This is a genomic window from Heyndrickxia ginsengihumi (assembly GCF_011008565.1).
GTDB classification, from domain to species: domain Bacteria; phylum Bacillota; class Bacilli; order Bacillales; family Bacillaceae_C; genus Weizmannia; species Weizmannia ginsengihumi.
On the sequence record NZ_JAAIWK010000017.1, the window covers coordinates 58378 to 73034 of the forward strand.

At 35.7% G+C, this 14657-nt stretch carries 11 protein-coding genes, 1 other RNA gene, 1 pseudogene and 1 riboswitch; of the genes and pseudogenes, 4 read left to right on the forward strand and 9 right to left on the reverse strand.

Annotation, left to right across the window (positions count from 1 at the left end; translation table 11 throughout):
* Positions 1 to 16 precede the first annotated feature (16 nt).
* Positions 17 to 1156 carry a site-specific integrase gene (locus G4D61_RS11310; RefSeq protein WP_163173980.1) on the forward strand — a complete coding sequence of 380 codons (1140 nt, stop codon included), beginning with the start codon at positions 17 to 19 and terminating at the stop codon, positions 1154 to 1156.
* Between the two features lie 107 nt (positions 1157 to 1263).
* Here G4D61_RS11310 and glnA read toward each other — a convergent pair whose 3' ends face one another.
* From glnA to G4D61_RS11330, 4 genes are all read right to left on the reverse strand, one after another.
* On the reverse strand, positions 1264 to 2601 hold the full coding sequence (gene glnA, locus G4D61_RS11315; protein ID WP_025731189.1) for a type I glutamate--ammonia ligase: 1338 nt from the start codon (positions 2599 to 2601) through the stop codon (positions 1264 to 1266).
* 64 nt (positions 2602 to 2665) lie between these two features.
* Positions 2666 to 3061, reverse strand: coding sequence for a MerR family transcriptional regulator (locus G4D61_RS11320; protein WP_025731188.1), 396 nt, complete (start codon positions 3059 to 3061; stop codon positions 2666 to 2668).
* A 146-nt stretch (positions 3062 to 3207) separates the two neighbouring features.
* Entirely contained in the window at positions 3208 to 4041 is an 834-nt protein-coding gene (locus G4D61_RS11325; RefSeq protein ID WP_163173982.1) for a sulfurtransferase, read from the reverse strand.
* A 33-nt stretch (positions 4042 to 4074) separates the two neighbouring features.
* Positions 4075 to 7674: a dynamin family protein gene (locus G4D61_RS11330; RefSeq protein WP_163173984.1), complete on the reverse strand. Its 3600-nt coding sequence runs from the start codon at positions 7672 to 7674 to the stop codon at positions 4075 to 4077.
* A gap of 307 nt (positions 7675 to 7981) precedes the next feature.
* Between G4D61_RS11330 and G4D61_RS11335 the strand changes: the two genes are divergently transcribed.
* The 3 genes from G4D61_RS11335 (at position 7982) to G4D61_RS11345 (ending at position 9308) form a co-directional block, all read left to right on the forward strand.
* On the forward strand, positions 7982 to 8188 hold the full coding sequence (locus G4D61_RS11335) for a hypothetical protein (protein ID WP_025731186.1): 207 nt from the start codon (positions 7982 to 7984) through the stop codon (positions 8186 to 8188).
* 109 nt (positions 8189 to 8297) lie between these two features.
* Complete coding sequence (locus G4D61_RS11340; protein WP_025731185.1) at positions 8298 to 9137, forward strand: SPFH domain-containing protein; 840 nt, start codon at positions 8298 to 8300, stop codon at positions 9135 to 9137.
* A 15-nt stretch (positions 9138 to 9152) separates the two neighbouring features.
* A complete protein-coding gene (locus G4D61_RS11345) occupies positions 9153 to 9308 on the forward strand; it encodes a type II toxin-antitoxin system antitoxin (protein ID WP_035349148.1) in 156 nt (51 codons plus the stop codon).
* Positions 9309 to 9721: 413 nt separating this feature from the next.
* Here G4D61_RS11345 and G4D61_RS11350 read toward each other — a convergent pair whose 3' ends face one another.
* The 5 genes and pseudogenes from G4D61_RS11350 to rnpB all read right to left on the reverse strand — a co-directional run bounded on the left by G4D61_RS11350 (position 9722) and on the right by rnpB (position 14581).
* A complete protein-coding gene (locus G4D61_RS11350; protein ID WP_025731184.1) occupies positions 9722 to 11035 on the reverse strand; it encodes a nucleobase:cation symporter-2 family protein in 1314 nt (437 codons plus the stop codon).
* A complete protein-coding gene (locus G4D61_RS11355; protein ID WP_163173986.1) occupies positions 11032 to 11619 on the reverse strand; it encodes a xanthine phosphoribosyltransferase in 588 nt (195 codons plus the stop codon). Before G4D61_RS11355 ends, G4D61_RS11350 begins: the two co-directional genes overlap by 4 nt.
* A gap of 142 nt (positions 11620 to 11761) precedes the next feature.
* Positions 11762 to 11863, reverse strand: a riboswitch (purine riboswitch).
* A 436-nt stretch (positions 11864 to 12299) separates the two neighbouring features.
* Positions 12300 to 12893, reverse strand: a pseudogene (locus tag G4D61_RS11360) (carboxypeptidase M32); the annotation flags it as partial.
* 36 nt (positions 12894 to 12929) lie between these two features.
* Positions 12930 to 14066, reverse strand: a complete 1137-nt coding sequence (locus G4D61_RS11365; protein ID WP_025731181.1) for a THUMP domain-containing class I SAM-dependent RNA methyltransferase — start codon at positions 14064 to 14066, stop codon at positions 12930 to 12932.
* A gap of 122 nt (positions 14067 to 14188) precedes the next feature.
* Positions 14189 to 14581: RNase P RNA component class B (gene rnpB, locus G4D61_RS11370), an RNA gene on the reverse strand.
* Between the last annotated feature and the right edge of the window lie 76 nt (positions 14582 to 14657).

Consider the following 14657-nt stretch of genomic DNA (forward strand, 5'->3'; position numbering starts at 1 on the left):
ACAAGGAGGAATTGTAATGGCTAGTTTTCGAAAATTATCAACTGGATGGGAATATAGAATTCGTTATAAAGATCCTTTTACACATCAATATAAAGAAAGATCAAAGCGTGGATTTGCTACAAAAAAAGAAGCGCAATTAGCTGCGGCTAACGAAGAAAAGAAACTAATGGATGGTTATGAGTCAACTGATATTTCATTAAAAAATTATTTAGAGAACTGGCTAAATGAATACAAAAGTGGTAGTGTTCGGAAAAATACATTTGAATTACATAAAAGAAATATAGAGCATCATATCATTCCGTATTTTAAAGATATTCTCTTAAAAGACTTGAGACCAATTATGTATCAAAAATTTCTTAATTACTTAACAAAACAAGGATATAGTAAGCGTACGGTGGAAATTATTCATGGTACCATGTACAATGCACTCGAAAAGGCAACTATCTTAAATAAAATAGAAAAAAATCCTTCACATGGAGCTACTATCAAGGGTACTCAAAAAAAATATGATATGAAGTTTATGGAATCAAAACACATATCAACTTTTTTGCAGGAGGCCTATAAGTACGATTATATTTATTGGATTTTCTTTAAAGTACTAATTGAAACAGGTATGCGAAAGGGTGAAGCAGCTGCCCTTCAATGGACTGATATTGATTTTAAAAATCAAACGATCCATATAAACAAAACATTGGACTTTACTGCAAAACATGAAAAAGAATTATTTAATGATCCAAAAACCTACAACTCTGTTCGAACCATAACAATTAGTAAATCTCTTATAAATGATCTTTATTTCCACAAAAAATATCAAAATAAAAACAAGCTAGCCTTAAATGAAATTTATAAGCATAACCTCAATTTAGTCCTTTGCCGAAATGATGGAAGTATCATGCCAAAGTCTTCGTTATTCAACGCTTTTAAACGCATACTTAATAATGCTCAATTACCACAAATCCCGATTCACTCTCTTAGACATACACATGCCGTCTTACTACTAGAATCTGGTGCTGATATGAAATATGTCCAAGAGCGTTTGGGACATGGGAGTATTCAAATTACTTCCGATGTTTACGCACATATATCTGAAAAAATAGAGAAAGATAGTTTGAATAAATTTGAGGATCATATGAATGATATTCTCAATGATTATTGAATATTTTTGTGGGTGATTTGTGGGTGATTTATTTTAAAAACTTCATGTCATTTTTCACCCACAATCAAAAAGCCCCTTAATACCAGAGGTATCAAGGGGCTTATGTATTAATACATTTGCATGTATTGTTCTCTTTCCCAAGGGTGAACTTGTGTACGGAACATATCCCATTCGATTTCTTTTGCTTCGATGAAATGTTCAAGAATGTGTTCGCCAAGTGCTTTAACCATCACTTCATCAGATTGCAAGTTTGATAGTGCTTGGTATAGAGTACCTGGAAGATCGATAATACCTACTTCTTCTCTTTCTTCTTTCGTCATAACGTAGATGTTACGATCAACTGGAGCAGGAGCTTCTAATTTATTTTTAATACCATCTAAACCAGCTTGAAGTAATACAGCCATTGCTAAGTATGGATTTGCAGCAGGGTCTACACTACGTACTTCAACACGAGTACTTAAGCCGCGAGAAGCTGGAATACGAATAAGCGGGCTACGGTTACGAGCTGACCAAGCTACATAACATGGTGCTTCATAACCTGGTACTAAACGTTTGTATGAGTTAACAGTTGGGTTCGTCACTGCTGTAAAGTTAGGTGCATGTTTAATGATACCTGCAATAAATTGAAAAGCCGTTTCGCTTAATTGCAATTCTCCTTCACCTTCAGCAAAGAATGCATTTTCTTTTCCTTTGAATAAAGAAAGGTTAGAGTGCATTCCAGAACCGTTCACACCGAATAATGGTTTTGGCATAAATGTTGCATGTAAGCCATGTTTACGAGCAATGGTTTTCACAACAAGTTTAAATGTTTGAATGTTGTCACATGCAGTAATGGCATCAGCATATTTAAAGTCAATTTCGTGTTGTCCTGGAGCTACTTCATGGTGAGAAGCTTCAATTTCAAAGCCCATTTCTTCAAGTTCTAACACGATATCACGACGGCAATTTTCACCTAAATCTGTTGGAGCTAAATCGAAATATCCGCCATTATCATTTAATTCAAGAGTAGGTTCATTTTTTTCATCAAGTTTGAATAGGAAAAATTCTGGTTCAGGTCCTAAATTAAATTTAGTGAATCCAAGAGCTTCCATTTCTCTTAATACACGTCTTAAATTGTTGCGTGGATCTCCTTCAAAAGGTGTTCCATCTGGATTGTAAATGTCACAGATTAAACGAGCAACTTTTCCTTTTTCAGCAGTCCAAGGGAAAATAACCCATGTATCTAAATCTGGATATAAATACATATCGGATTCTTCAATACGTACAAAACCTTCAATAGAAGAACCGTCAAACATCATTTTGTTATCAAGTGCTTTTTCTAATTGGCTTACAGGGATTTCAACGTTTTTAATTGTTCCTAAAATGTCAGTGAACTGTAAACGAATGAATTTTACGTTTTCCTCTTTAGCAATTCTTGTAATGTCTTCGCGTGTATACTTTGCCATGTAACCTTTTCCTCCCTTTGGACATAAAAAATATATCAAAAGCTATAAAGCTAGCTTTGAACCATTAATGAAAATATCTAGGTATATCGTTTAGCTTCTGACTAGGTCGCTGGAAGCGTCCCGCTTGTAAAAGCTCTTGTCTAAGACGTTTGCGAATTTCTTCATCTGTTACTTGTTTTTTCGCAAGCAATGCTGAAGGAATTTCTTTATGTTCATGTTTCATATTAAAAATCTTTTTAATGCCGGCCAAATTAATTCCTTGATCCAATAAATCTTTGATCTCTAATAACTGGTCAACGTCATTCAAAGAATAGAGTCGACGATTGCCTTCTGTTCTTTCAGGAGAAATCAATTCATGTTCTTCATAATAACGAATTTGCCGAGCAGACAGTTCAGTCAATTTCATTACTGTACCAATGGATAATAGCGGCATTGAGCGGCGAATTTCTTTTCGACTCATATTTGAACTCTCCTTTTCTTTTATATTTTTACTATATTCGATGTAAGTTTTTTTGTCAATAGAATGTTATATTTTGTAACGCGTTTTTTATTATTTTTTTAAAATAAACAGAATAATTAAATATGTTTACATTATGATCATGAAGCTCATGATTCACCTTTCTCTACTGGGTTTTCTTCATAGGATACCCAATCAGAGTAGCTGCCGGGATACAGCTTAACATTTCGGAACCCTGCTGCCTTTAATGCTAGAAAGTTCGGTGTCGCCGTCACGCCTGATCCGCAATAAACAATGATTTCTTCGTTTTTGTCTAAAAGTTGAAATCGTTCTTGTTGTTTTTCTAATGGCTGCCATAAACCATTCTTTAAACTATCCGTCCATTCAATATTTATCGCACCAGGAATATGTCCTGGTACCCGATCGATTGGCTCTACTATTCCAAGATAACGATTTTTTGCACGTGAATCAATTAAGATTCGATCTTTTTTAGCGACAGCCTGTTTCACATCTTCATAAGATACGATCATTTCATCATTTGGCTCAGGCCGGTAATTCGTTTTTACAGGGGATGGAATATCCGTCGTAGTCGGCAATTGAGCTTCCTTCCAGCCAGTGTAGCCTCCATCAAGAATATAAACGTGCGGATGATTTAAAAAAGTTAGTAACCACCAAAAACGGCTTGCAAATGAACCTTCTCCATCGTCATAAACAACTATTGTAGACTGGTCATCAATTCCTGCAGCTTGACACTTTTCAATAAAACGATGTAAATCTGGCAACGGATGTCTACCGCCGTGCTGTTGAGGAGGGTTTGATAAATCTTTTTCTAAATCAAAGAAAATCGCTTCAGGGATATGTCCCTCTTCATATACCCTTCTTCCATAATCAGGGTCTCCTAATGAAAATCTGCAGTCAATAACTACAAGATGTTCATCCCGAAAATGGTTCTTCAACCATTCAATGCTTTTTATTTCATTCAAATGAATACTTCCTTTCTTCTATATAATAGTTATTTACAATAGCTTACTAATGTGTTTCCATTCTTCTACATTAACCGTTTGTTCTAAAGCTTCGAACCAGCCCTCAAATTGTTCTGTGATATCCGCAATTATTTCAGCTATCATTCTTTCGTGCTCATCTTTTATCCAAGTTTGTAGCATACTTTCCAATTTCTCATCTTGAGACTGTAAGTAGATGTCTGCCTCTAATTCAAGCAATGATTGCAACTCTTCTTGCATTGCTTGCTTTTCATTTTTTTCAAAAAATGATTTCGCATTTTTAAAATGTTTAAACGTTTGTTCTAAAGGCTTATTGTTAATATGTTGAAATGCATTTGGAAATTCTGGTGTTTTTCTATTCTCCAGTTCAAAATCCGTCATACTTAATTCATTGTTTAATATTTGTATTTCCTTTTCAAGCTGTGCAAACACTTGATGAAACATTTTTTTGGAATAAGCTTCAAGACGCAGTGTCGTCGCGCGAAATTCTTGTGCAAAATCATACCCTACACTGTCAAGCAATTCTGCTAACGCATGTTTCAGCCCCTCACGATTATAGACAGTAGCAGGGTTAAACGCTTCTTTAAAAAAGTCAGGAAAGCGGTAAAAGACACGTTGCTTCACATAAAATAGCAATTCTTTTTTCTCTTGTTTGACATTCGTTATGATCTGGTCTGGTTTAGCATCAAGCAGTAACTGTTCAATCTGTTTTCTTGCAGTATGTAATTGCCGTTTACGTTCTGCTTTTTGTTCATTACTCTCACTCGCAGAAGAAATGATGGCATCTACCATTTGCTTTCCTCTCTCAAGCTCTTTTTCAGCAGATTGTAGTACCATTTTTAATAAATCATATTGTAAAAATTGCTCAAATGCTTTCTGAAAATGTGGCAGCTTTGATTGCTCTACTTCCCCATTTATCGCCAATAAGCTAGAAATGCCAAACAATCTTGGAAAACGAATGCCATATTGAGTAAGTTGGTCATTCACATAGTCCAATACTTCATGTAATTCTTCCTCTGATTCTGCTAAATCAATCGCATTCACAATAAAAAACATTTTATCGAGTTCAAATGCATCTTTAACACGACCAAGTTGAATTAAAAACTCACGATCTGCTTTTGCAAATGCATGATTATAGTAAGTGACAAACAAAATCGCATCAGATTCTTTAATATATTCAAACGCTACTCCTGTATGGCGTGCATTGATCGAATCTGCTCCCGGTGTATCGACTAACGTAATGCCCATTCTTGTAAATGGAACATCATAGTACAAATCAATGGATTCAACAAAACACGATTGTTCCTCATTTGCGACAAAAGCTTGGAATTGTTGAATATTTGTTTCAAGCGTTTGTCCTAATTGCTCTTTGTACTGTTCGAAGCCTTTTGCAAATGCAAGTAAAAATGAAAGATGAATGTTCTCCCTTCCTTCACTTTTATTTAATCGTTTTAAAGTACGAATTTGTTCATTCGCTTCTATTAAAGATTGGCAATCCAAATTGAACACTTTTAATGAATTTCTAACATCGTCTAACAATTGATCAGCCGTTTTTAAATGCACATTTGCTGTCCCATGTTTATGCTCTTCAGAAACAGGACAAATACGATTTATAGCCGCTGTCGTCGGATTCGGTGAAACAGGTAATACTTTTTCCCCTAACAATGCATTGGCAAAAGAAGATTTGCCCGCACTAAACGCACCAAATAAAGCAATCGTATATTCTTGATTCTCCAACCGCTTTTTCTTATCTTGCAAATGTTGAATATATCGCGTAAAACTATGCTTATTTGCAAGTAATTCAATCGCTCGATCCATTTTTTCAATCAATGTTTCGGATTGGTGAACTGATTGAGTTTCGTCGATGTTAAATGGTTTGTTCTCTCTACTACTGCCAGTCTCTTTTTTTATAACATCAGGCTGAAGTGACTCATCATAAACACGCATTTGCTGCCGTTCGTTTTCCCATTCTTGACGAATTTCCGGCAATAATTGCTCAACATGATCAAGTGGAACTTGCAGTAACTTAATGTTCTCTTCATATATACCCTTATAATATTGAATTGATCGGAACGCATCAGCCAATGTTGATATGTTAGCAAGCTCTGTTTCTATTTTACTTAATTGCGTGGCAATCTCTTTTCTGTACGCACCTAATACTTGTTCTTTCCATCCGTTACAAAGTTTTAATGCAATTTTCTTTATGCTAGCACTAACATCATCACAATAATGAAGAATATATTCCCCTGTTAAACGTGCACCTTTTTGTAGATTGGCTTCTAATAAATGTTCATCAAAAGTGACTGTTAACGAACTAGCATCCTGTGCAAAAGTAGTCCCTTTTATATTCAATTCTTTCAACGCAGTTGCAGCAAGGGAACGAATATGCCACGTTAATTGAGATTCAACGTCTTTTTGCAGCTTCTCAAAAAAGAGATGCAATCTTTTTTTTCGTTCCTCTTCAGTTTTTTTCTTCGTAAATAAAACGCCGACTTTAAAATCTTGTTGAGTCGTCTCAAGATAAGATTTTGCTAATTCTCTTGTTTCAAATGGCATTAAATATGCATTTTTTAATACTTTTTCAAGCTCTGTTTGAAAATATCGCGCCCACGCATCTTCAATACTTAGCAATCGTTTACGCTCATTTTGCAAATCCTGTTCTTGTTGAAAACATGATGATGCATCAATCGTAGCCACTGCCACATGTTCTAGCACTTGTTCGTATGGTGCAATTTGTTTATGTAGCATTTCATCTAACCATTTCATATGTTCATCTTCTAATATATGTAATGAGGATTCAATTGAATGAGTGATTCTAATATCTTTCTCATCAACTGTTTGTTGAACAAATGCTTGCAGTTCTTTTATTTGATTATGCGAATTGTCCGGGTGCTTTAAACTTGTAAAAAAGATACCTTTTGGATGTACATCCCATGTTGCAAATGCTTGTTGCACAGACTTAGAAAATTCAGCAAATGATAGTTCCTCATCATGATGCTTATCAATTTGATTAATGACAAGATATAATTCCATTCCATGGTTTAATAACTCTTTTGTGAATTGAAAATTCAATTCTGATTGGACATGGTTATAATCCATCACATAGAAAACCATATCAGCTAAATAAATTGCAGATTCTGTTGCAATTCTATGCGCATCGTCTGTAGAATCCACACCAGGAGTGTCCATGACAACTACACTATCCGGCAGTATCGTGTTCGCCTTGCCAATTTCTACTTCTTTTACATTACCTTGTTTGCAGAATTCTTTAATTAAAGCGATGGAACGAAGTTGTGGAAAATAAACAGGCTGTTCATCATCATAGTAAACGATCGCAAAATCTTCGTTTGCCCGATGGACTTTTACTAAGTTTGCACTTGTCGGTATTGGACTTGACGGAAGTACCTGTTCCCCTACTAAATGATTAATCATTGTAGATTTCCCCGCGGAAAAATGACCGCAGAAAGCAATATGGAATGCTTGCTGATCAAGTTTCTTTAAAAGATGTTTTGCCTTTTGCACTCTAGCATGATCACCATTATTTGAAACTCTCTTAATGAATGAGAGAATTTGTTCGACTATAACATGTTGTTCTTTTTGGACGAGTTTAACCATTTCCTAACGACTCCCTAATGATGTAGTTATTTCTATTTTAACGAATTTTCAACCTTTTTCATACTATAAATAAAAATGAATTTTTCTTATCGCTATTTTCATAATCATCGTTGCTTTTAAAACAGAAAAGAAGTAAATATTTCCGTTCTCCAAATTTCATACTTCCCGTTTAAAAACTACAATCTTTTGAAATGACCCTTTCTAATTGAAAAATTGAAGAAATTGTAAGCTTGTAATGGCTCTAATACGTATAAAATGATTATTTTTTTCAAATCCTATAGATACAAAGATTTAGGAGGTGATCATGATGGGATTGTTTAGTGCAATTTCTCAATGGAAAATCGACAAACAAGAAAAGCATGTGGAAAATATGAAAACACAGAATAAATGTCCTGATTGCTATGGAAGAGGATTTATTATGCCAGTATGCTATGATTACGTATATCCATATGATTGTACCGGTTGTAACGGCAGTGGTTCGTATGATGATTGGGTACAAAATCAACATATTTAATGACTTGTAAAAAATGTATCTTTTCATCTACCGTGCCTAATAACCATTTCCTTTTTTATACAAAAATGATATCATTTTAATATCATTTAATACTTAGGGGTGTGAAAAAATGTTAGAGAAAAATGCTTGGTCTATAAATGGTTATTTAGGCATGCTAGTCGGTATTATTCTTTTGTTTTTAAGTGTAATTTGCTTTTTTAAAAGTTTGATATTTATTGGAATCATTCTTCTCCTCATTACAATCATTCTGTTCAGCGGATTCACAATTATTCAACCTAATCAAGCCGTTGTTTTAACATTCTTTGGTAAATATATTGGAACCATCCGAAAAAACGGGTTATATATTACGATTCCTTTCACATTAAAAAATAAAGTTTCCCTTAGAGTCCGGAATTTTAATAGCACAACCTTAAAAGTCAATGATGTAGATGGCAATCCGATTGAAATTGCCGCTGTCATTGTTTTTCGAGTCATTGATTCTGCTAAAGCAATGTTTAACGTTGAAAATTATGAAAGATTTGTAGAGATCCAGAGTGAAACCGCATTGCGCCATGTTGCAACGAAATATCCTTATGACCACTTTGACGAATCAGCTATTTCATTACGTGGCAACGGAGATGAAGTTTCTAACAATTTAAAAGAAGAGTTACAGCCACGCTTGGACGTTGCCGGGGTTGAAATCATGGAGGCTAGATTAACCCATCTTGCCTATTCAACAGAAATTGCAGGCGCAATGTTACAACGTCAGCAGGCATCAGCCATTTTATCTGCTCGGAAAAAAATTGTTGAGGGTGCTGTTGGTATGGCACAAGCTGCAATTGAGCAACTTGAAAAAGATGGATTTGAGTTAGATGAAGAAAGAAAAATGGCCATGATTAATAACTTATTAGTTTCAATTGTTTCGGACCGCTCGTCTCAACCCGTTATTAACACTGGCAGTCTTTATTAATAGGAGTTCTTAACAATGGCAAAGAAAAAAAATTACCCACTTCGACTTGACCCAGAACTTTATGAAATGATTGAGTCATGGGCAAAGGACGAATTCAGAAGTGTGAATGCCCATATTGAATTTCTATTGAGAGAAGCAGTTCGAAAAGCAGGTAGATTAAAAAATAAATAATGCTTTATCATAATATAAAGAGGCTGGACAAAAGTATATTAACTAAAGAAAACTTGAATATTGCCCACCAACCCCGCAGGAGTCCACGTATATTTTCGGAGCAGATTTTGTGCAATATTCACCTTTAGCTAATCACTTTTGAGTTGTCCCAGCCTCTTTATTATATATGCATTGTTTGCAAAACTGGACCGCAACAAATCATGATGAATGTTTCGGTCTAGTTTGATCTTGATAACTTAATTGAATAATAATTTCTTTTTTCTGGTGATGTCCACATTTTTCACAGACATAATTGTGATCAGAAATCGTTCGGCAATATTCACAGTAAAATTTTTTCAATTTTCTACACATCCCTTTAAAACCATTTACCATACATTATATGATCAAAGTGGATGTTTAGTGTTAAAAATTGATTACGGGGTTGTAACAGATTGTGTAACCTTTTCAGCAGACTTATGCTGCTTCGAAGGTAAAACATGGAAAAATATATTTAAAATAATGGCTGTAAAACTACCTGCCACAATCCCATTACTTGTTAACAATTGTACATTGCTTGGCAGATGTACAAACATATTTGGAACGACTGTAACTCCTAATCCTATACCGACCGAACAAGCGATGATAAATAGGTTTTCATTGTTTGAAAAATCGACACGACTAAGCATTTTGATTCCTGATGCGATGACCATTCCAAACATCGCAATCATTGCTCCGCCTAGCACTGAAGATGGAATAATCGTTGTTAATGCCCCTAATTTCGGAATCGCCCCAAAAACTAATAGAAAGATTCCCACTAAGTACATAATATTCTTTGATTTTACACCAGACATTTGTACTAATCCTACGTTTTGTGAAAAAGCAGTGTAAGGAAATGAATTAAAAATACCGCCAAGCATGACAGCAAGCCCTTCAGCGCGATAGCCGTTTGCTAAATCCTTCTCTGAAAGCTGTTCCTTCGTAATGTCACTAAGTGCAAAATAAACACCAGATGACTCTACTAAGCTAACAATAGCAACGAGAATCATTGTAATGATCGAGCTCCATTCAAATGAAGGTGTTCCAAAATGAAATGGTGTAACGACATGTAGCCATGATGCTTCTGAGACAGGGGCAAAGCTAACCTTCCCCATAAATGCGGCAGCAATAGTACCAATTGCTAATCCGATTAAAATTGAAATGGAACGGATAAAACCTTTTGAAAACCGTTGTAATAAAATGATAATGACTAACGTGCCAAAGGCTAACATAATATTTGGCAGTGAACCGAAGTCCTTACTCCCCTGCCCGCCTGCCATATCATTCATCGCAACTGGAATTAATGTAACACCAATGATCGTTACGACAGATCCTGTGACAACAGGTGGAAAAAAGCGTACCAATTTACTGAAGAAAGTACTTATAATGATAACAAATAGTCCCGACGCAATGACCGCTCCATATATGGTTGAAAGACCAAAATGCTTTCCAATGGCGATCATCGGAGCCACCGCTGTAAACGTACAACCTAATACAATCGGGAGACCAATACCAAAGAAACGATTTTTCCAAACTTGGAGCAACGTTGCAAGCCCCGACATAAAGATATCGACTGAAACGAGATACGTAAGATCTTTACTTGACATTCCTAACGAACTTCCAACAATAATCGGAACAATGACTGCACCTGCGTACATTGCAAGCACATGTTGAATCGCTAATATCGTTACTCTTGCTTGCTTGTTTATCATGCTTGAAAGGCCTCCTCTAGAAATTGCACTTTTCCATTTTCTAATGCTTGAATACGAGCCAATGATTCAACGCGAATTCCGCGATCTCGCAGCTCTTTCCCTCCAGGTTGGAAAGATTTTTCAATAACAATTCCAACACCTGCTAGTGCAGCACCTGCTTGCTCAATAATATGAATGAGTCCTTCAGCTGCTTGCCCATTCGCAAGAAAATCATCAATAATTAATACACGATCTTCTTTATTTATAAATGATTTTGACACTGTTACTTCATTTGTTTCTCCTTTAGTAAAAGAGCGAACATTTGCAACATACACGTTATCATTTAATGTTAAAGATTTTCTTTTTCTTGCAAAAATAACTGAAACATGCAATTCAAGTGCAGTCATTAGCGCCGGAGAAATCCCAGATGATTCTAAAGTAAGTATTTTCGTTACCTTTTCAGCAGCAAATTTCTCTGCAAATTCTTTTCCAATTTCTTTCATTAAGTCTGGATCTACTTGGTGATTGAGAAACGAATCTACTTTTAAAACGGCATCTGATAAAACAAGCCCTTCTTCTCTAATCTTATTTTTAAGTAATTCCAAAGTGCTTCCCCCTTTTTTATCAAACAACTGACCGATGGAGAAATCATAATAAAAAAGCCCAAAGGTCATTGCATCCTCATGTAATGAGTAAGCAATGCCTTTGAGCTTATATGCAAAAAGGTAAAAGAATTCATAAATATGAAACTTCTCACTGCTCACCCATAGTCAAGCTATTTACGGTAGCTTGGTAGAAACTTGCGGGCCTTATCCCCGCGATTATATGAGTGATGCTTGTTAAATTGTACAATCATTATAGCATTCCCTACAAAAATTGAAAAGTTCTAAAATAAAGATAGGAATATTCAAATAAATGAAAGGGTTTTGGTGATGAAAGAATGCTTTCCGCAGAAAGCTTCACCTACAAATGAACGTTATGATTTTCGTATTACTGGACCAACTGGAAGAAGATTAGCATCAGTTTTTAATTAGAGAGTCTTTAAAAAGCCGTTAAGCAGAGGGGAGCTCACCTATAGGATTGCGAATATTTCCTTTCGTAGGACATACCTATTTTTTTCAGTATAGGACGCGATCGATTTCTAACATAGATAAATAACCAGAAACTTCGTTAATTTCCACAAGACCATCACTCTCTCATCATTCATAATGCTTTATGTGGAATTTCTTGCAAAAAAGTAGCGTTCATTTAAACATTGAACGCTACTTTTCTGTGGCTGGCTTTTTTATGGTAATTGATATACTTCTGTAAATTTTTCAGTTAGATAATCGATTAAATATTGTGTACTGAGTCCTTCATCTGTTACGTCATGTAATAGCTCAAGTGTTTTTTTCATTTTCCCATATTGATGAATATGTGTTGTTAACCACTCACGAATAGGATGCAATTGTCCCGATTCGATTCTAATAACTCCTTTATATTTGGCAAATCTTTTAGCATCGCATTTCTAAATTGTGCGGCATGTATATAGCCAAGTGCATAAGAAAAATAGCCAAAATCTCTTCCAGACCAATGAACGTCCTGTAGAATTCCCTCTCCGTCATTTTGAGGCCGAATCCTTAAATATTCTTCATATTTGCGGCAAATCTTTGACTTCGATCTCATTTTGAAAGAGTGCTTTTTCTATCTCATAACGAATAATGATAAGCATATCCGCCTCAATTCTAATATAAGACGGTTTCGACTCGTTTACCGCCCGATAAAAGTCTTCTATCGAAACGTTATTGAATTGAACTTTCGCATAATGATTTAATAATTGGTAGTTACCTTTTAGGAAAGCATAGTCTCTTCCTATCATATTTTCGGATATAGGTGCCTGACCCCTTTAGCCTACTAAAGGGGTCAGGCACCTTTTTTATTTTCTTGGAGGCCGCGGACCCCAGAATTGGTATAAGTCAGTACGAATCGAACCATTAAATAGCTTTCTTTTCTTAGTCGCTTTTTTTCCATAAAGTTGCTCAAATTTTTCATATGAGGTCAATATATAGATGGACCAAGTATCTAATGTTTGAAAGGCTTTACCCATTTCACGATACATCTGTTCAACTTCTTCTCGGTCTCCTATACGCTCCCCATATGGAGGGTTACCGAGCAACACACCGTATTCTTCCTTGGAAGTAAAGTCCGTTACTTGCATTTGTTTAAAGTTAACGATGTCTCCTAAACCTGCTTCGTTTGCATTTTGTTTCGAGATTTCTATCATTTTATGATCGATATCGGATCCTAGAATCTTTAATTTTTGATCATAATTTGCCATATCTTCTGCTTCGGTCCGAGCTTTCTCCCAAACAGATTGATCAATCCATGGCCATGTTTCACTTATGAACTCTCGATTAAAACCTGGAGCAATGTTTTGACCGATTAGTGCGGCTTCAATAGGAAGTGTTCCTGAACCACAAAATGGATCAACAAAAGGACGATCAGGATGCCAATTGGTTAAAGAGATCATTGCTGCCGCAAGTGTTTCTTTAATTGGAGCCGGACCTTGTGACACACGGTAGCCCCGTTTATGTAAACCAATACCGCTTGTATCAATTGTAAGCGTTGCAATATCTTTTAATAGAGCAACTTCAATTTTAAATAGTGGACCATTTTCTGCAAACCATGAGATTTGTTTATATTGAGATTTTAAACGTTCAACGATCGCTTTCTTTACAATCGCTTGACAATCAGAAACACTAAATAACTTAGATTTGACAGATTTTCCTTGGACAGGAAATTCAGCATCTGCCGGCAAAAAATACTCCCAATTCAATGCTTTTGTTTTTTCAAACAGTTCGTCAAATGTTTCTACCTTAAATTCCCCGACTTTTATTTTGACGCGATCTGCACAACGCAACCATAAATTACTTCGTGCAATAGCTATCTCGTCTCCTTCATATTCTATTCTTCCATTTTCAACTTTACATTCATACCCTAAGTTTCTCACTTCTTTTGCAACTAATGCTTCGAGTCCCATCGCACTTGTTGCAATTAATTGATACATTGCCATATTTTCACCTATCTTTTTTCTGTTAAAATCTTCTTTTTTAGTATATAGCTCATTTGCAATATAAGCAAAATGCCCTCCTGTAAATAGGAGGGCATTTATGACGATATTCAACCAAAATAACGTTCTATAAGCCATGTTCTGTACCTTTGTACTACAAACGATGTGGTTGCATCTCGTACGCGGGCGGTAATCATCTATCTACAAGTATACACTTGTCTCTTTCCTCGTTCATTTCCTCAGAAAGAATGCCTCTACCATAATTTGAGTTGCTCGCTTGTGGGGTTTACCTCGTTCCACCTTTATGATTTCTCATAAAGCTCCGTCACTGTGGCACTTTCAAAGTACTCATACCATATCACAAAACAGTGACTTAGGTATTTTCCCTGCCGTCAGTTTGAATAATCAAACTGCCCTAGCTTATGTATTCGCTAGGCACAAACACTACGGGCATCTCAGCACCGTGCGAGCATGGACTTTCCTCAGCAACTAAAGTGTTGCCGCAATTACCCGAACGTTATTTCCAACGCTAATTAATTATATATAAGTTGTCCCGAACTTGCAAGTAGAAATATATTACGGATTATACAAACA